This is a genomic window from Streptomyces sp. NPDC127117 (assembly GCF_042677325.1).
GTDB lineage: Bacteria > Actinomycetota > Actinomycetes > Streptomycetales > Streptomycetaceae > Streptomyces.
In genome coordinates this window covers 22,135-41,208 of record NZ_JBHXTM010000031.1, presented here as the reverse complement: position 1 = coordinate 41,208, position 19,074 = coordinate 22,135, and the positions used below count along the sequence as shown (strand labels likewise).

Below are 19,074 nucleotides of genomic sequence, written 5' to 3'. Positions count from 1 at the left end.
GTCGTAGTCTCATCCGGCACACTTGCAGTGATGAGCGGGGGAGGCTCCCATCAGTACCGGCACCGGCGACGTGCTCACACCTCTCGGCCCCCAGGATCCGCGCGAGATCGCCGGGTACCGGCTGATCGCCCGGATCGGCGAGGGCGGGATGGGCACCGTCTATCTCTCGCACACCCGGGGCGGCCAGGCCGTCGCGCTGAAGCTGATCCGCCGCGAGTTCGGCGACGATCCGGAATTCCGCCGTCGGTTCGACCAGGAGGTGCAGGCCGCCCGGCGCGTGCAGGGCTACCACCTGGTGCCGGTCGTCGACCACGACACCTCCGGCCCGCTTCCCTGGCTGGCTTCGGCGTTCGTACCCGGACTGGCGCTCCAGGCGGCCGTCGAGTCCTGCGGCCCGCTGCCGCTGCCCACGGTCTTCCGGCTCGTCGGCAGCACCGCACAGGCGCTGACCGCCATCCACGCGGCCGGCGTCGTCCACCGCGACCTGAAGCCCGGCAACATCCTGCTCGGCGCGACGGGCCCGTACGTCATCGACTTCGGGATCGCCCGCGCCGCCGACGCGACGCAGCTCACCGGCAGCGGAGTGATCGGCACACCGCAGTTCATGTCACCGGAGCACGCGCTCGGCGAAGAGGTCGGGCCGGCCACGGACGTCTTCTCGCTGGGGCTGATCGCGGCCGTCGCGGCGACCGGACGGCACCCTTACGGTGCGGGCGGGGCGCTCACCGTCGCCACCCAGATCGCCAACACCGCCAGCCGTCCGCCCCGGCTGGACGGCTACCCGGCCGAACTGCGCGCTCTGCTCGAACGCTGCCTGGTCGCCGACCCGGCCGGACGCATCACCCCCGCCGAGCTGATGTCCCTGTGCGAGCGGGCCGCGGGCGGGCCGCCGCGGGAGTCCGGCAGCTGGCTCCCCGAACCCGTCGCCGCGGAGATCGCCCGCCGCGAACAGGCCGCGCAACTGCCCCCGCAGCCGGCGGACCCGGCGGCGCAGCCCACGTACCCGCCGGGCCCGCCGCCGTCCGCACCGTACGCCACCGGCACCGTGCCGCCCGCCGATCCCGTACCGCCGCACGGCACGGGGCCGGCGGCGAGCGGCGCGTGGCCCGACACGGTGCCGCCCGTGCATGCCACGGGTGCGAGCACCGGACCGTTCCCGGCACACCAGCCGCCCCCGCAGGCCCCGGCGACCGGCCCCGCCAGGACCCGCCGCGGACGGCCGGCCCTGCTGATCGCCGCCGTGGCGGTCGCGTTCGCCGCGGGCATCGGCGGCACCGTCTGGGTGGTCGGCAACAAATCGGACGACAGGAGCAACCAGGGCGCCGACGGCAAGGAACCGGGACCGCAGCGGTCCCGGCAGACCGGCACGGGCGGTGGATCCACCGCGCCGGATCCCGCCGGTTCGCCGTCCGGCACCAAGCCGAAGAACCCCGCGGCCCCCTCGTACACCCTGGTCTTCCAGGACAAACCGCTGACCCTGCGCACCCCGTCCGGCCTGGACTGGACGTACGTGGACCTGGACGCCCCGAGGGTGGACCCCACCGCGGAGATCGACTCGGAGGATCTCGAACTCAGCGCGCAGTACGACACTTTGAGGCTCGACCGGGCCCTGGGCAAGGCGAGCGGTGCCTCTCCCGAGGAGTGCCGGACCGCCGCCGAGCAGAACCCCCTGCCCAGCTCGGTCCCCAGCGAGACGCTGGTCAAGGACAAGACCATCGCGGCGGGCGACCTGATGTGCAGCGTGACGTCCGAGGGCAATCTCGCCCAGTGGAAGATCGCCGAGGTCGTGCTCAACGACAACAAGGAGACCCCGACCTACGAGGGCTCGCTGACCCTCTGGAAGATCAACGGCTAGCCGCCCGCCCCCACAGCCGCAGCAGCACCCGCTCCTCCGGTTCCCCGCCCGCCAGCAGCGCCGCCGCCCGTGACCAGGTGGCGGCGGGCAGCCCGTGGGCGGTGATCAGCCGGTGGAGTACGGGCGAGGGGCCCGGCAGCATCAGCAGTTCGCCGAGCAGCCGGGCGTCGGCGGGCGGCGCGTCGGCGGCGAGGACCAGGTCGAGCGCGTCCGAACCGAAGCGCTCCACCAGCGCGAGCCCGTCCTCACCCGCCGCGAGCAGCCACGGGGTGAGCCGCCCGCTCTGCCCGCCGTGCCGCTCCCGCTGCTCCACCAGCAGCCGCAGCACCCGCTCCCCCGCCGGGCCGGCGAGCAGCGGCAGCCAGCGCGGGCCCCAGGCGGTGAGGGCGTCGGCGGCGCCCGGCAGCCGTTGTTCGACGACGGCCGCGGTGACCGCGACGCGCGGTCCGAAACGGACGCCGACGGTCAGCACGGCCTCCAGCGAGGGCGGCGCCAGCACCCCGGTGAGCGGCGCGAGTCCGGCCAGGGCGCGGCGCTGCTCGGGGCTGAGCCGCAGCCGGTCGGCGAACTGCTGGGCGATCACCCCGAGTCCCTCGCGCAGCAGGGTCCGCAGCGCGTCGCCCGGGTCCGGGGCGGCCAGGATCATCGGGAGTTCGCGCCGGGCCCGCGGATCGAGCACGGCCTCGGGCTCGGCGGCGTACAGGTCGAGGAGCGCGGCGCGCTGCCGCGGGCTGCCGAGACCGGCCAGCAGGGGCAGCAGGGCGGGGTCGGCCAGCAGCGACTCCAGCACGGGGGCGGCCGTGCCGGGCGCGCCCAGCACCGCCTCGGTGACCCGGCGCCCCAGCCCCGTACCGTCCACCGCCCAGTCACGGATCTTGCCGGGGCGCTCCACCACGTTGCCGACGACCCAGCCGAGCGCCTTGCCCCGGCCGAGTTGCAGCCGGGACCACTCGACGGCGGCCGCGGTGCCGAACGGGCCCGCCTGCTCGCTCTCGTAACCGCGCTCCTGGAAGGCGACGAGCACCTCGTCGAGCGGGCGGCGCAGCTCGTCCGCGTAGCCGCCGAGGGTGGTCATCGCCCGCTGGTCCAGGCCGAGTTCATGGGCGTGCCGCAGTCCTTCGGTGCCGAGTGCGGCGAGGGCGGCGGCCGGGTCCGGGAAGTCGGCGACGATCTCGGCGATGTCGAGGTCGCCCTGTTCGGCGAGCCAGCGGGCGGCGAGCCGCGGGTGTGCGCAGACGGTGGCCCAGTGCTCGGGGCCGGTGCCGAGCAGGGCGCGTACCGCGTCGGGGCCCGGTACCTGTGCGTCGGCGGCGATCCTCAGCAGCACCCGGGCGTCGACGGTGCCCGCCGGGTCCTGGGCGGCGATCTGGACCCAGCCGAGGCCGAGGGTGCCGAGGTGTTCGGGCTGGCGCAGCCCGTCGAGGAGCATCCGCCACATCTGCGGGGTGTAGCGGGACAGGAGGTCCAGGTCGTCGCCCTGGAGGTGCGGGCCGAGCAGTTCGAGCAGCTCGGGGTCCTCCAGCCGTCCGGCGAGGAACTGGAGGCTGGGCGCCGGGATCTCGGAGAGCACCGCGACCAGCGTGTCGTCCATCGAGGCGACGGCCGCGGCGAGCCTGGCGGGGTCGACCTCGGTGACGGCGGTGCACAGCCGCCCGTACAGACCGACCCGGCGGATGCCGGGCCGCTCGCGCAGGGCGTCCTCCATCGGCAGCGCACCGGCGGCGACCGGACGGTCCGGGTCGAAGACCGTCGCGAGCCGGGTGGCGACGGGGAGCAGCCGGCGGGCGGCCTCGTCGTAGAGGTCCTCGGCGGCGGGGCCCAGCAGCGCGGACATCAGGCAGTCGCGGAAGACGGAGCCGGGCACGCCGGACAGGGCGGCGACCAGGCGCCGCATCCGGGCCTCGTCGAGCAGCCGGTTCTGCTTGCGCATGCCGGGGGCGTTCTGCCGGGCGCGCACCGCGACGAGCAGTTCGGTGTTGGTGCCGAAGCAGTCGGTCATCTGGTCCAGCAGCTTCCCGCGCTGGCGGGGCGGCATCTGGTCGGCGCCGCCCAGCGCCAGGGTCCAGCCCGCCGCGAAGGTCCGCCGCCGCATCGCCTGGCCGCTGACGCCGCCGAGGAGTTCGGCGGAGTAGGCGTCCATGTCCCGGTCGGTGAGGTACGGCAGCTGGTCGGCGGGGCGGCCCGCGATGCGCGGTACGGAGCCCGCGAGGTCGTCCGGGTCGACCCGCTGGGCGCGCCCGCCGCGCACCGCCTCGATCCGCCGCAGGTCCTCGCCGCCGATCCGGCCCGCGACGACCAGCCGGGCCCGGGGCGCGGCGGCCGCGGCCCGGCAGACCTGGGCGGCGAACTCCTTGGGGTTCAGCAGCACCCAGCCGGCGCCGGAGAGCAGGGTGGCGGTACGGGTGCCCAGGCGCCGCTGCTCGAACGCGGCCAGCGCGATCACCTTGGGCCCGTGGTCGTGGAGCAGGCCCAGCCGCAGCACCTCGGGGTTGATGTCGAGGCGGTTGCCGCCGCCGGAGTCCTGGGCGGCGTCGTCGTACACGAGCAGCGCCTCGGCCTCCGCGAAGTCGCGCAGTGCGCGGGCCTCCTCCTCGTGCCGGGCGGCGCGGGCCAGGGTGTCGGCGAGCTGTCCGGGGCGCAGCGCGGGCACCCGCTGGAATCCGGCGGCCGACAGATAGCCGCCGAGGTCGGCGGGGCCGTGCACCGGGCCCCAGGCGGCGGGCGGCAGTCCGCAGGCCATCCAGCCGGCCAGCCGGGTCAGGGCGCGCAGCTGCACCTCCCGCCAGCGCACCGTGGTGTCCTGGCCGGTGGCGGAGGCGGGCGGGAGGTCCTCGCCGAGCAGGAGCGCGCTGGGCAGCGACATGCCCTGTGGCCCAGGCATCCGGCCCTCGGACGGTACGTAGCCGTGCCGGCCGAGACCGACGAGGGCGAGCGAGCCGGAGTTGAGGACGAGGTGGTCCGGGGAGAGCTCCAGCGGGGTGAATCCGGCGTGTGCCATGTCGTCCAGGGCGCGGCCGAGCGGGACGAGGGTGTGCAGCGCCTCGGCGGGGGTCCAGCGGTGGCCTGCGGCGAGCATGGTGTCGAGGTCGTCGCGTTCGCGCAGCGCGTGCAGCGGTACGGAGGAGGCGCCGGGCGACCATGCGGTGACGAGGGCGGGCGGCAGTCCGGGGTGGTCGACGATGTCCAGGAGGGCGGGGGTGACGGGGCTGCCGGTCGCGAGGAGGGCGGCGGCCCGGCCCCGCTGTTTGCGGTTCGGGAAGACCCGCAGCGCACCGTACGCGTCGGCGTCCTCGTCCTTCACCAGCCGGGTGGCGCGGACGGCCGCGGCGCCCGAGGAGCGCAGATGGCCGGGGCGCAGCTGGACGGTGTGCGGTTCCCAGCTGCGGCCGGAGCGGCCCGGGATACGGGTGAGCAGCCCGGAGAGCGTGGGACCGGCTCCGGTACGGGTCGTCGCGGTTCCCGGCTGGTTCATCGGTGCTCTCCCAGGGAGCGGAGCGCGGACTGCAGGGCGGTGGCGCTGCGGGCGCGGGCGAGGTCGATCCGGACCCGGTCGACGGTGGCCAGCCGGAATTTCTTCGCGGACAGGCAGGTGGTGAGGGCGTTGGTGAGGATCGGCCCGTAGCGCAGATTGGCGATGAAGCGGCGGGCGGGGGCGCTGATGTCGAAGTCCTCCGCGTACAGCTCGCGCGTCTGCCGGTCGGTGAGCCGGCGCAGCGCGGCGGCGTGGGCGAGGGTGGCGCCGAGCATATAGATGTCGAACCGCTCGGAGGCCGGGGCGAGTTCGGAGGGTTCGTCGGTGCCCTCGGCGGAGGGCGGGGCGTAGGCGCTCGTGGTGGTGCGGATGCGTTCGCCGATCTGGACGGCGGCGTCGTAGTCGATGAGCACGTACCGGGCGGGCGGACCGAGGACGAGGATGTTCTCCGGCTTGATGTCGGCGTGGATCCAGCCCTTGGAGTGCTCGTCGCCGTTGTGCCGGTCGGCGTGCAGCGCGGCGAGGGTGTTGCACAACTGATCGGCCAGATCGAGAAGTTGATCGGGTGTGAAGCGGCGGTGTGTTTTGGCCCGCGCGTCGATCTCCTGCTGAAGGGTGCGCGAGATGCCGCCGTGGTGCCCGATGAACTGCTGCACGAGGAAGCTCTCGTACGGCACGTCGCCACTGCCCACCACGCCGTGTCCGCCGGTCGCGATCAGGGAGGGGGACGGCTGGGACTCGACGCTGATCACGACGGGGCACTGCTGGGTGAGCTGGGCGGCCTGGCGGGCCGCCCGCAGCCCCTGGTCGCGCTGTTTCTTCTGCTCGCCCAGCGCTCCGTGGACGCTGCGCGGATCGTCCAGGACCGACTGCGACCACCACAGGCCCTTGATCACCACGTCGCCGCCGGACCAGCGGTCCTCGGCGAGTACGGCGTACCCCTGGCCGGCCCCGGCCAGGAGGCTCTTGGTGCGGAAGCGGCCGTCCTCTCCGTAGCTCTCGGGGAGCCAGGCCAGCCGGGGCGAGCCCAGATTGTCGGGATGCTCGGCGCGCACCCAGCCGGGACTGAACTCGCTCACTCGGCCTGCTCGCTTCCGTTGCTGATCCGCAGCCGTACGGTGCCCGGCCCCAGGTGGAGTTCGTCGCCGTCCTCCAGCGCGTACGGCGTTCCGGCGGCCAGCCGGGCGGTGCGCGGCAGTCCGTCGAAGTCCAGCTCCGGGTTGAGGAAGGAGGCGTTGTTCTCCGGCAGGTGCTCGGCCAGCGGTCTGCCGTCGTCGTCGAGGAAGATCCGCAGATGGGCCCGGCTGATCTCGGCCGCCCGGTCGGCGCCGAGCCCCGCGGTGACATCGGTGGTGCCGGGCCGGCTGCGCGAGGCCCGGCCCAGCATCAGCCCCTGCGGCGGCACGGTGACCGTCGTGCGGACGGTGTAGCCGTGCTGCACAGTGACCTGGACCGGCCCCGCGTCCAGCCCTTCGGGCACCGGCGGTTCGACGACGACCTCGACCGCCTCGTAACCGCACGAGCGGCAGAACCAGCGGTTGCCGTCCTTGTTGACCTGGCGCGGCAGCAGCACCGTGCCGCCGCGCAGGCAGGTGCCCGCCGGGTCGGTGCACTGGAAGCGTTCCTCGGCGTCCTCGCGCAGCAGCCCGGCCTTGTCGAGCTTGTGCAGCCGGTCGCGCTCGATCTCCTCGTCCGTGGCGATGCCGAGGTGGCGGGGGCTGAACACGACCCGGCCGTGCACCCTGCGCACCGACCACACCCGGGAGTTGTTGCCCTGGAGCCAGGAGTGCTCCCGGCGGGCGAAGCGGAAGTTGTCGCTGGAGACGACGGCGGCCCCGAACTGCGCGGCGAGCGCGAGGATCCGGTCGTCCGCGTCCCCCTGGTGGACTTCGAGCCACTGCTCGCGCTCGGCCTGCTTCACCAGGTGCTGTTCGTCGAGGAACGGGCGGACGGTGGCGTCGAGCACCGCGATCGCGGTGCTGCCCGGGTGGTCGCGCAGCCAGGCGTCCCGCACCTCGACGACCCGGGAGAAGGGCCAGGGCCGCTTCCTGGTCGCGGCGACGTTCGAGGCGTCGATGATGACGCCGGGCAGACTCACCGCGAGCCCCGGCCGGGCGGCGGTGCGGTGGGGGCGTCGGGCGGAAGAGCGGGCGGCGCGCCGTACGTACCGCTGCCACTGCCGTACGTGCCGCTGCCGCCGCCACCGCCGTACCCGCCGCTGCCGCTGCTGCCGTGAGTCCCGCTGCTGCCGTAGGTGCCGCTGCCGTACGTACCGCTGCCGCCGCTGCCGTACGTGCCGCTCCCGTACGCGCCGTCGCCGTACTCGTCGTCATCGTCGTCGTCGAGGCTCTGCTGCCGGCGCCGGGCGCGGATCTCGTCCGGTGTCTCGACCGGGATCTGCTGGAACCACTCCCGCTTGGACTTCGTGGAGCTGCGGCTGGACGCCGCCCGCGCCTCGTTCGCCACGTCCTTCGGGTCGAGCCCGTCCCGCAGACCGCCGCTCGCCCGCTGGTAGGCGGCGGCCAGATCGGGGTCGGGGATGCGCCGGGCGCGCTCCACGCCCTCCTGGTAGATCCGCTCGCGCTCGGCCTTCGAGGCGGCCGCCGCGATCCGGCCGCTGATCTCCCGGTCCAGTTCGACGGCGTCGATCTGCCGCTTGAGGTCGGGCTGGAGGATCGGCGACATGGGGTTGTCGACCGTACGCAGCGCGATCTGGCCGGGGGCGAGCTGCCGCGCGTCGCGTCCCGCACCGATGGAACCGGTCGCCTTCAGCACGGGCATCGGGCCGGCGCTGATCCGCTCGGGCGCCCGCAGCTTGAGCGCGTACAGCGGCTGCCCCTCCTCCCCCGCGCCGATCGCGCCGAGCTTCAGCCGCACCCGGCTGGGCCGCCGCCCGCCGCCGTCCGCGAGCGCGCCGTCGACCCGGCGGCGGGTCGGGTCGAGCTGGTAGACGCCGAGCACCGGAAAGCTCGGGTTGATCTCCAGGGACAGTTCGCCGCTGCCCGCCACCACGTCCCTGCCGAAGGCCGCGAACCTGGCCGTGATCTGCTTCATCGCCTCGGCCGCGCCCGCGCGGGAGGCGACGTGCTCGGGCAGCCCGGTCGGCGCGAGGCGTTCGAGCAGCCCGAAGTCGGCGCCGGCGCCGATGCCGATCACATCGGTGTGCAGCTCGCGGTCGGCGGCGTCGCGGGCGAGGGCGGCGAGCCGGCCGGGGTCGGTCTCGCCGAAGTTCGGGATGCCGTCGCTGAACAGCACCACGCGGCGCGAGGCGGCCCGCTGCTGGTCGAGCTGCTGGTACGCGCGTTGCAGCGCGCCCTCGATGTTGGTCCAGCGGCGCTCGTCGTCGATGTTGCCGTTCCACCGGCCGCGGCGCTGGAGCTCCCCCGCCGTGCCGGAGAAGCGCAGCCCGGTGTGCTGCGCGAAGGTCAGCACATCGACGTGGGCGCCGCGCGGCAGTGCGGCGACCAGCTCCCGCACACCGGCCTCGGCGACCTGCTTGCGGCTCGCGTCGTCCGGGTTGTTCGGGTCGGCGAACTCGTCGGTGCTCGAATCGGCCCTGATCTCCATGGAGTAGCTGTCGTCGACGGCGATGACATAGGCGACGCCCTCGACGACGCGGTCGCCGCGGCCCAGCTCGCGCGGGGCGATCAGAACGGTGAACTCCTCGCCGAGGTGCACCTCCTGCCGGTCCGCGGTGATCTTGATGTCCTCGGTGGTCATCAGTCCTTCGCCTCCCCCACCGCGCACACCAGCGCGGTCGCGTTGTCCCAGCCGCCCAGAGCCTCGGCGCGTTGCACCAGCGCGGCGGCGAGCGCGGGTGCGGTCGGTCGGCCGGACGCGTCGAGCTGCGCGGTCAGCTCCGCGAGCACGGCACCGAACCACCGGTCCCGCTCCGGTTCGGTCGCGCCGTCCGACGCGAGCAGCAGCAGATCCCCGGGCGCGACCCGGAACGTCCGGTGGGCCCAGCGGGCCGTACCGCCGCCGAGGAAGGAAACGAGCTGCGACTCCTCGCCCTCGGCATCGGCGGTGACCCGCAGCCGTTCCGCGAACCCGGTGTGGGCGGGCGTCAACTTCCAGGCCGTGTACGGGATTTCGCTCGCCGGTACGCGCAGTGGCCGGATCAGCCATGCCTCGGCGTCGCCCACCGAGACGACGGACGCCGTGCCATCGGGCCGCACGGTGGCGAGGACGGCCGCCGCGCTGCCGTGGGCGGTGGCCCGCCCGACAGCGGCATCCAGCTCGGCCATCAGCTCACCGGGCCGCAACGCTTCCCCCGAGATCAGCTCACCGGGGCGGGATGCCTCCCCCGGCACGGCCCCGGCCGCGGCCTGAGCCATGCTCCCGGCGCCGATTCCGATTCCGGCCCCGGCTCCGGCTCCGGCTCCGGCTCCCCCGAGTGTGTCGGGCCGAGGGCCGTCGCCCTGCCCCGCCCCGGCGAACGCCGCGTCCCCGCCCGCGCCACCGCGCCCGGTCGCCGCCTCCTCCAGCCGCCACCGGCGTACCGCCTGCTCCAGCGCCGCCCGTGCGGCGGTGCCGCCCGAGCCGTCGCCGTCGCCGGTCACCCCGTCGAAGACCGCGCACCGCAGCACCCCGCTCGGCCCGGTCAGCGCCCCCGCGGTGTCCTCGTTGTCGGTGGCCGGATCACCCTTCGCCTTGCGGGAGCCCACCGCGCTCTCCCGGTAGCAGAGCGTGGACACCCCGCCGGGCGCACGCCGGTCGAGCGCCTCGTGCAGCGGGGCGAGCCCGGCGGCGACCCCCTGGCGCAGCTCGTGGCCGAGGAGCCGGCGGCAGACCGCGTCCAGCCCCGGCGGGAAGTTCCCGGCGAACACTTCGAGCATCTGGAGCGCGTCCCGGACGTCCAGACACGGCCGCTCCGCCACCGCGCCCACCAGCGCCCGGACCAGCGCCCGCCGGTCCCTGAGCTGCGGCGCCCCGTGCTGCGTGCCCTCCCGGCGGCCGCGCGGCCGGATCCGCCCGTCGAGGTCGTAGCGGGGCAGCGCGGCCACCTGCCATCCCTCGTACGCGTCGTGCCGCACGGACTCGGCGACCAGGCTTCCGGGCCCCGCCAGATCGAGCGCCGCGTCCACCGCCCGCCACAGTCCGGGCAGGGCCGCGACGAGCTCCTCGCGGTCCAGGCTGTGCGCCTCGACCACACTGTCGCGCAGGGCCGGGGCCAGCGCCTCCGGCCACTCCACCCTGATCTCCGGCAACGCGACGGCACCGTACTGCGACGCCGCGCCGTACCCCGGCGCGGAGCCGTGCTCCGGCGCACCACCGTGCTCCGACGCGGCGCCGGACGGCAGCGCCGCACCCGGCTCCGGCACTGCACCGAACTCCGATGCGGCGTTCGATGCCGACGCCGACGCGTCTGCGGACTCCGGTACGCCTGCGGGCAGTTCCACGCTCATGTCCCCCTCGTGCCCCCTTGATCACGCCCGCCCCCGGCACGCCGGCGACGGTCCAGTACATGCCGCAGGACACCCGCCTGCTCCGCCCTGGCCAGCTCACCGCTCAGCCGGGCGATCTCCGCCTCGGCCCGCTGGGCCCGCTCCTGCCACTGCCACACCGCCTGGGCGACCTCGTCGCGCGCCGCCCCGATCTGCTGCTCGGCGTACTCCTGGGCGCGCCGCGCGGCCTCCTGCGCCCGCCGCTCGCGCTGGGCGGCCCGCTGTTCGGCGGCCTCCGCCCGCTGCTTCAACTCCGCCTTGGCATCCGCGAGTTCCCGCCGGGCGCGCCGGGCATCGGCCTCGACATCGGCCCGTACCCGGGCCCGTTCCTCCTCCTGCACGCGGTGCAACAGGGCGTCGAGATCGGGGCCCTGCCCGACCGGGAACACCCCGGCCCGGCCGGGCTCGGCGGCGGTGTACGGCTCGGGGTCCGCGTACAGCTCCGACACCGGGGTCGCGGTGCCCACGGGCGGTTCGGCCAGGGCCAGTGGCACCAGCCGTACGGTGAGCGCGGCCGGATCGACCACCGTCACCGGCCGCCAGCCGCTGAACCCGTCCGCGGCCGCCTCCCCGTCGTCGCCCCGCACCACGGCCACCCGGCAGCCCGAGCCGAGCACGGCGTCCGCCCCGTCGACCTGCGCCCATAAGGTCTCCCCGGCGGTCAGCAGCGAGGCGGCGACCTCCGGGGACGGGACCGGAACCCCGTACGGGCGTGGCGCGGCCGGTGGTGGCGCGGAGGGCGGGGGCGGTGCGCCTGCCGCCGCCGGTGTCTCGTCGGCGAAGCTGCCCCAGCCGTCGTCGCCGCCGGTGCCCGCCCCGGCCGGGGGGTGGTCGGGCGGTGGCGGCGGAGACTGCCCGGACGGCGCCTCGTCGATGAACGAACCCCACTCCGACACGCAAACGCCCCCACGTTCTCGTTCCTGCCGTTCCACCGGCCGCCCGCCCGGCACATCTCTGCCGGAACTCCGGGGCCGTCGGGGACGTCAATATAGTTGCACCACAAGGGTATTAACATGCCGTCATATTCCGTACAGAGACTTCGAAGTGACTTCGGCGCCACGTCGACGGGGCTTCGGCGCCACGTCAACGGGGCTTCCGGGAGGGCGATCTCGATGGAGGACCACCTCACCACCGACTTCGGCGCGGCCTGCTTCCTGGTGGATCTGTCCAACGTCGTGCGCAACCGCACGCTGGGCGAACCCGGGCTGCGCTCCCTGCGCCGACTGCGACTCCTCGTGGACGCCGCGAAGAAGCTCGCCCGGGATCCGGACGTGAAGCTGTATCTGGTCGCCGACGCCAGCCTGCGGCTCGGCGGGCGGCGGGAGTTCACCGATCCCGCGGACATCCGGCTGCTCGGCCGCTGGGTGGACCGCGGCCTGGTCGAGGAGCTGCCTGACGCCGACGACCGCCTGCTCGAACTGTGCGCGTACACCGGCATCCCCGTCATCACCGGCGACCGTTTCCGCGGCCACCGCGAGTCGCACCCCTGGATCCAGGGCAACGCGGACGACTTCCTGGAGCCGGTCCCTGCCCCCGGTGGCAAGGTCGGGCTGGTCCCCGTCGACATGGGGGTGGCCAGTGCGCTGGACATCTCCAGGAAGATGGAGGAGGACGTACTGAAGAAGATGGGGCTGCTGGGCCCGCACCGCACCCCCCGCTTCGACGTGGTCAACCGCAACTGGCGTTGTGCGGACCGTCGTTGCACCCTGTACGACACCCACAAGGGCAGCGCCGCCCTGCTGCCCCGCGTCATCAGGGGCGTACCCCACTGCCAGAGCCATGGCACCGCGCTGGTCGACGACGGTCCGCGCACGGCGACCGTGCAGCTGAAGCTCCTGGTGGAGGGCGATGTGAAGGCCCGGTTCACGCTGGAGGACGGCACGACGGTGAAGGTGGGCCGGGCGCCCGGCGAGGGTGGCATCTCGCTGCACGACCTGGTCCCGGAGCACCGCACCGCCGGCCTCAGCCGCGCCCATGTCGAGCTGCGGGTGACCGGCGGCATCGTCCACGTACGGGACCACAGCACCTACGGCACCCGGTGGCGCTCGACGGCCGGAAAGTCGGGTCCGGGCCCGTGGAAGAAGCTCGGCACGGCCGAGCGGCAGTACCACGGCGGGGACGAACTCCGGCTGGTCGAGGGCGTGATCCTGGCCCGCAGCGGCCGCCGCTTCCCGACCGAGCTGGCCCAGGAGTGGCAGCGCCGCCGGACTCCCCCGCCGGACGTGGCGGGCGAGACCCGCATGTACTGACGCCCACACACAACGACGGAGGAGGCGGCCACCGGACCCCGGCGACCGCCTCCCCCTACTACCGGCTCTCGACCGACTACGCGTGCGTACGGAGCAGTGTGCGCATCGTCCGCATCGCCACCGACAGGTTCGCCAGGTCGAACGCGTCCGACCCCTGGATCTCCTCAAGGGTGGAGCGGGACCGCGTCAGGATCGCCGCGTTCTTCTCCTCCCAGGCGCTGAACCGCTCCTCCGGCGTCGAGGTCCCGTTGCCCACCGCCAGCACGTCCGCGGTGAGCGCGGCGTGCGCGGCGTACAGGTCCTCGCGGATGGAGGCGCGGGCCATGGACTGCCAGCGGTCGGCCCGCGGCAGCTCGATGATCCGGTCCATCAGCTGGGTGATGCCCAGCCGGTCCGCGAGGTCGTAGTACACCTCGGCGACGGAGAGCGGGTCCTTGCCGGTGCGCTCCGCGATCGCCACGATGTCCAGCGCCGGGAAGGCGGAGGAGAATCCGGCGACCCGCTGGGCCAGCTCGCCCGGGACGCCCGCCTCGGTCAGCTCGTCCAGGATCGACTGGTACCACTCCAGGTCGGCGCCCATCAGCATCTTGGGCAGCTCGGCCCAGACCTGCTCGACGCCCGCCTTGAAGAAGTCGATCGTCCCGGAGATCTCCAGCGGCTGCGGCCGGTTGCCGAGCAGCCAGCGCGAACCGCGCTCGACGAGCCGGCGCGAGTGCAGCCGGATCCGGGTCTGCACATCGGCGGCGACCTCGTTGTCGAGCGCCTCGACGGCATCCCACACCTGGCCGAGACCGAAGATCTCACGGGCCGCGAACTGGGCCCGCACGATCTCCTCGATCGAGGCACCGGTCTCTTCCCGCAGCCGGTGCAGGAAGGTCGAACCACCGGTGTTCACGGTGTCGTTGACCAGGACCGTGGTGATGATCTCGCGCCGCAGCGCGTGCCCGTCGACCGCCTCGGGGAACTGCGCGCGCAGTTGCTCCGGGAAGTAGGCGTGCAGCAGCTTCTGCAGGTGCGCGTCGTCCGGCAGGCTGGTCCTGATCAGCTCCCGGGCCGCCGTGATCTTGGTGTAGGCGAGCAGCACGGCCAGCTCGGGCTGGCTGAGCCCCCTGCCGGCGTTGAGCAGTTCACGGATCTGGCGGTCGGCGGGCAGGAACTCAAGACCGCGGTCGAGGTCGCCGTCCCGGCCCAGCCGGCGCATGAAGCGCTGGTGGGCGTGGAGCAGCGAGGGCGACTGGGAGGTGGCGTTGGCGAGCGCCACGTTCTGCGCGTAGTTGTTGCGCAGCACCAGGCGGCCGATCTCGTCGGTCATCTCGGCGAGCAGCTTGTTGCGCTGCTTGACGGTCATGTCGCCGTCCCGGACCAGGCCGTTGAGCAGGATCTTGATGTTCACCTCGTGGTCGGAGGTGTCCACACCGGCGCTGTTGTCGATCGCGTCGGTATTGATCCGGCCGCCGCCGCGGGCGAACTCGATCCGGCCGAGCTGGGTGGCGCCGAGGTTGCCGCCCTCGCCGACCACCTTGGCCCGCAGGTCCTCGCCGTTGACGCGGATCGCGTCGTTGGCCTTGTCGCCGACGTCCGCGTTCGACTCGGCGGAGGACTTGATGTACGTACCGATGCCGCCGTTCCACACCAGGTCCACGGGGGCCTTGAGGATGGTCTGCATCAGCTCCGCGGGGGTCATCTTGGTGATCCCCGGCTCGATGCCGAGCGCCTCGCGGATGTGCGCGTTGACCGGGATGGACTTGGCGCTGCGCGGGTGGATGCCACCGCCCGCGGAGAGCAGGTCCTTGTTGTAGTCGGCCCAGGAGCTGCGCGGCAGGTCGAACAGCCGGCGGCGCTCGGCGTACGAGGTGGCGGCGTCCGGGTTCGGGTCGATGAAGATGTGCCGGTGGTCGAAGGCGGCGACGAGCCTGATGTGCTCGGAGAGCAGCATGCCGTTGCCGAAGACGTCACCGGACATGTCACCGACGCCGACGACGGTGAAGTCCTCGGTCTGGGTGTCGTGGCCCAGCTCGCGGAAGTGCCGCTTGACGGACTCCCAGGCACCGCGGGCGGTGATGCCCATGCCCTTGTGGTCGTAGCCGGCGGAGCCGCCGGAGGCGAAGGCGTCGCCGAGCCAGAAGCCGTAGCCGACGGCGACCTCATTGGCGATGTCGGAGAAGCTCGCGGTGCCCTTGTCGGCGGCGACGACCAGGTAGGTGTCGTCCTCGTCGTGCCGGACGACGTCGATCGGCGGCACGACCTCGCCGGCCACCATGTTGTCGGTGATGTCGAGCAGCGCCGAGATGAAGGTGCGGTACGAGGCGATGCCCTCGGCCATCCAGGCGTCACGGTCGACGGCCGGGTCCGGGAGCTGCTTGGCGACGAATCCGCCCTTGGCGCCGACCGGCACGATGACGGTGTTCTTCACCATCTGCGCCTTGACCAGGCCGAGGATCTCCGTACGGAAGTCCTCCCGCCGGTCCGACCAGCGCAGACCGCCTCGGGCGACCTTGCCGAAGCGCAGGTGCACACCTTCGACGCGCGGCGAGTAGACCCAGATCTCGAAGGCCGGCCGGGGGGCCGGCAGGTCCGGGATGGACTGCGGGTCGAACTTCATCGAGACGTAGCCGTGCGGCTTGCCGCTGTCGTCGCGCTGGAAGAAGTTGGTGCGCAGGGTGGCCTTGATGACGGTGAGGAAGGACCGCAGGATGCGGTCCTCGTCGAGCGAGGCGACCTGGTCCAGGGCCCCGTCGAGCTCTTCGAGGAGACCGTCGATCAGCTCGGTACCGGCGTGCTGCCGCTCCGGGGACATCCGGGCCTCGAAGAGCGAGACCAGCAGCCGGGTGGTGTGGACGTTGTTGCGGAGAGTGCTCTCCATGTAGTCCTGGCTGAACGTCGAACCGGCCTGGCGCAGGTACTTCGCGTAGGCGCGCAGCACCATCGCCTGGCGCCAGTTCAGACCGGCGCCCAGCACCAGCGAGTTGAAGCCGTCGTTCTCGGCCTCACCGGTCCACACGGCGGCGAAGGCGTCCTGGAAGCGGTCCCGGGCGTCGTCGGCGAGGTAGTTGCCGTTGCCGTTGATCTGCGGCATCCGGAGCCCGAAGTCGTAGATCCAGGCGTGCGTACGGTCTGCGCAGCGCAGCTCGTACGGGCGCTCGTCGACGACCTCGACACCGAGCTGCTGGAGGGCCGGGAGCACGGCGGAGAGGGAGACCTGCTCGCCGGTCCGGTAGATCTTGAAGCGGCGTTCGCCGGGGGCGGCGCCGACCGGTTCGTACAGGCTGAGGGCGAAGTCCTTCTCGTCCTGCTTGAGCGCTTCGAGATGGACCAGGTCGGCCACGGCGGAGCGCGGCGTGTGGTCGGCCTTGTAGCCCTCGGGGAAGGAGTGGCCGTACTGGCGCAGCAGCTCGGCGGCGCGCTCCTCGCCGCATTCGGCGCCCAGTGCCTCCTGGAAGCCGTCGGCCCAGGAGCGGGCGGCCTCGACGAGCCGGGCCTCGATGCGGTCGGCCTCGGCGTCGGTGAGGTCGGGCAGCTCGGTGCCGGGTGCGACGCGGACGACGAAGTGCAGCCGGGAGAGGATCGACTCGGTGTTCCAGGCGGTGAAGTCGACGCTGGTGCCGCCCAGTTCCTCCTTGAGGATGTCGATCAGGCGCAGCCGCACACCGGTGGTGTAGCGGTCGCGCGGCAGGTAGACGATCGCGGAGTAGTAGCGCCCGTACTCGTCCTGGCGCAGGTAGAGCCGCAGCCGGCGGCGCTCCTGGAGGTACAGCACGGAGGTGACGACGGAGCGCAGCTGGTCGACGGGCGTCTGGAAGAGCTCGTCGCGCGGGTACGTCTCCAGGATCTGGAGCAGGTCGCGGCCGTCGTGGCTGTTGGGCGAGAAGCCCGCGCCCTCCAGCACCTCGGCGACCTTGCGGCGGATGACGGGCACCCGGCGCACGGACTCGGTGTAGGCGGCGGAGGAGAACAGGCCGAGGAAGCGGCGCTCGCCGATGACGTTGCCGTCCGTGTCGAACTTCTTCACGCCGACGTAGTCGAGGTAGCTGGGCCGGTGCACGGTCGAGCGGCTGTTGGCCTTGGTGAGGACGAGGAGCTTGCGCTCGCGGGCCTTGGCCCGGGCGTCGGCGGGCAGCCGGTCGAAGGACGGGCTGACGGGGTGCGCCTCGTCGACGCTGTGGTGCGGGTCGGAGCGCAGGATGCCGAGGCCGGTGCCGGGGACGGCGGCCAGCGAGTCGGTGTCCTTCAGCTCGTACTCGCGGTAGCCGAGGAAGGTGAAGTGGTCGGCGGCGAGCCAGCGCAGCAGTTCCCTGGCCTCGTTGACCTCTTCGTCGGCGAGGTCGTCGAGCGGTTCGCCGGGCAGGTCGTCGGCCATGCGCAGCGCGGCGTCGCGCATCTTGTCCCAGTCCTCGACGGTCTCCCGTACGTCGGACAGGACGCGCAGCAGGTCGGCGGTGATCTGCTGGAGGTCGGCGCGGTCGGTCTCGCGGTCGATCTCGACGTGAATCCAGGACTCGACGAGCGCGTCGTGCGGCAGCTCGTGCTTGGCGCCCGCGGCGTCCTTGCGGCCCTGCGGGCCCGTCGCGATGCCGTTGCCCTCGGCGAGGACCTCGATGAGCTTGCCGGTGACGTCACGGCGTACGACGACCTGCGGGTGGATCACGACGTGGATGCCGCGCCCCTGCCGGGACAGCTCATTGGTGACGGAGTCGACCAGGAACGGCATGTCGTCGGTGACGACCTCGACGACCGTGTGGCTGCACGTCCAGCCGTTCTCCTCGACGGTCGGGGTGTGCACCCGGACGTTCGCCGTGCCCTGCGGACGCATTTCGGCCAGCCGGTAGTGGGAGGAGGCGGCACCGAAGACATCCACCGGGTCGCGGCCCGCGATGTCCTCCGGAGCGGTGTGCAGGTAGTAGCGCTGGAGGTAGGAGAGGAGCACGTCCTGTCCGGGGCGCTCCTGCTCGGCCCCGGTGGCCGCAACACGCACCCGGGAGGTACCGCCCGGGCCACCGACACCACCGCCCGGGCTGTTGTCAGCTACCTTCGCCGCCCGTGCGAGCAGCTCGGCCTTGGCTTCGTCCAGCTTGGTCTGCATGTCCTCTGGCTCCTGTCGCGCGCCGTTGCGTGACGTAGGTGGAAAAGACGACGTACCGCCACGACACGGGGTTTCCGGTCTGAGTCGACGCTATGCCGCTATGAGAGACGCCCGGGGCCGAATCGGCCAATTTTGGCGTTCGGTCCGGGCTGAGGGAATCAACGACGGCCCGGGTGCTGTGGCACTCCGGGCGCTGGCCGGGGGCTTCGCTGCCCCCGAGGCGTATCGCGCTGATCACGGGGTCCAGGCTATATCGCCCTCCCCCATGACCGTCACGAGCCCTTTGTGTAAAAAGATGGACCCGAACTTTGACACTCTGGACAGCGCGCGCGTCCGTATTGCCGCACTCTGGTAGGCGGAAAAGGCCGACGACCCGTGGGAGCCCCGCCATGGCACCGAAGATCCTGATCGTCACCGGCGACGCCGCCGAGTCCCTGGAAGTCCTCTACCCCTACCAGCGGCTGCGCGAGGAGGGGTACGACGTCCACATCGCGGCCCCCGCCCGCAAGACGCTCCGCTTCGTCGTCCACGACTTCGAGCCCGGCTTCGACACGTACACCGAGAAGCCCGGCTACACCTGGCCCGCCGACCTGGCGTTCTCCGAGGTCGACCCCGGGGATTACGTGGCCGTGGTCGTCCCGGGCGGCCGGGCGCCCGAGTATCTGCGCAACGACGCCGAGCTGCGCAAGATCCTCAAGGCGTTCTTCGACTCGGACCGGCCGGTGGCCCAGATCTGCCACGGCCCGCTGATGACCGCGGCGGTCGGCGCGCTGACCGGCCGGCACGTCACCGCGTATCCGGCGCTGGAGCTCGACATGCAGACGGCGGGCGCCACCTTCGAGGACCACGAGGCGGTGGTCGACGGAGTGCTGGTCTCGTCCCGCGCCTGGCCGGACCACTCGGCGTGGATGCGCGAGTTCCTGAAGATCCTCCGTACAAAGGCCCCGGTGACGGGCTGACGGCCCCCGCCG

Annotated in this window: 10 protein-coding genes; 3 read left to right on the top strand and 7 right to left on the bottom strand. The window is 73.1% G+C overall.

Annotated features, from left to right (window positions below):
• Window positions 1-70 precede the first annotated feature (70 nt).
• Window positions 71-1,855: a protein kinase gene (locus ACFVH0_RS25495; RefSeq protein ID WP_385823704.1), complete on the top strand. Its 1,785-nt coding sequence runs from the start codon at window positions 71-73 to the stop codon at window positions 1,853-1,855.
• Here ACFVH0_RS25495 and ACFVH0_RS25490 read toward each other — a convergent pair.
• From ACFVH0_RS25490 to ACFVH0_RS25465, 6 genes are read right to left on the bottom strand one after another with little or no spacing between them, the layout of a single operon-like run.
• Window positions 1,845-5,327 (bottom strand): hypothetical protein, encoded by a 3,483-nt coding sequence (locus ACFVH0_RS25490; RefSeq protein WP_385823702.1) that lies wholly within the window; start codon window positions 5,325-5,327, stop codon window positions 1,845-1,847. The two genes, ACFVH0_RS25495 and ACFVH0_RS25490, sit on opposite strands and share 11 nt — an antisense overlap.
• Window positions 5,324-6,406 (bottom strand): hypothetical protein, encoded by a 1,083-nt coding sequence (locus ACFVH0_RS25485; RefSeq protein ID WP_385823700.1) that lies wholly within the window; start codon window positions 6,404-6,406, stop codon window positions 5,324-5,326. The genes ACFVH0_RS25490 and ACFVH0_RS25485 overlap by 4 nt, the downstream gene beginning before the upstream one ends.
• On the bottom strand, window positions 6,403-7,425 hold the full coding sequence (locus tag ACFVH0_RS25480; protein WP_385823698.1) for a hypothetical protein: 1,023 nt from the start codon (window positions 7,423-7,425) through the stop codon (window positions 6,403-6,405). The genes ACFVH0_RS25485 and ACFVH0_RS25480 overlap by 4 nt, the downstream gene beginning before the upstream one ends.
• Window positions 7,422-9,047, bottom strand: coding sequence for a VWA domain-containing protein (locus ACFVH0_RS25475; protein WP_385823697.1), 1,626 nt, complete (start codon window positions 9,045-9,047; stop codon window positions 7,422-7,424). The genes ACFVH0_RS25480 and ACFVH0_RS25475 overlap by 4 nt, the downstream gene beginning before the upstream one ends.
• On the bottom strand, window positions 9,047-10,735 hold the full coding sequence (locus tag ACFVH0_RS25470) for a SpoIIE family protein phosphatase (protein WP_385823695.1): 1,689 nt from the start codon (window positions 10,733-10,735) through the stop codon (window positions 9,047-9,049). Before ACFVH0_RS25470 ends, ACFVH0_RS25475 begins: the two co-directional genes overlap by 1 nt.
• Window positions 10,732-11,670, bottom strand: a complete 939-nt coding sequence (locus tag ACFVH0_RS25465) for a hypothetical protein (protein WP_385823693.1) — start codon at window positions 11,668-11,670, stop codon at window positions 10,732-10,734. The genes ACFVH0_RS25470 and ACFVH0_RS25465 overlap by 4 nt, the downstream gene beginning before the upstream one ends.
• Window positions 11,671-11,886: 216 nt before the next feature.
• On the opposite strand from ACFVH0_RS25465, the gene ACFVH0_RS25460 reads away from it, so the two are divergent.
• Window positions 11,887-13,023 (top strand): FHA domain-containing protein, encoded by a 1,137-nt coding sequence (locus tag ACFVH0_RS25460; RefSeq protein WP_385823691.1) that lies wholly within the window; start codon window positions 11,887-11,889, stop codon window positions 13,021-13,023.
• 76 nt (window positions 13,024-13,099) lie between these two features.
• Here ACFVH0_RS25460 and ACFVH0_RS25455 read toward each other — a convergent pair whose 3' ends face one another.
• The gene (locus ACFVH0_RS25455) at window positions 13,100-18,103 is read right to left on the bottom strand and encodes an NAD-glutamate dehydrogenase (RefSeq protein WP_385823689.1); all 5,004 of its coding nucleotides are present in this window, start codon (window positions 18,101-18,103) and stop codon (window positions 13,100-13,102) included.
• A 389-nt stretch (window positions 18,104-18,492) separates the two neighbouring features.
• Between ACFVH0_RS25455 and ACFVH0_RS25450 the strand changes: the two genes are divergently transcribed.
• Window positions 18,493-19,062: a DJ-1/PfpI family protein gene (locus ACFVH0_RS25450; protein WP_385823687.1), complete on the top strand. Its 570-nt coding sequence runs from the start codon at window positions 18,493-18,495 to the stop codon at window positions 19,060-19,062.
• Window positions 19,063-19,074: the final 12 nt, after the last annotated feature.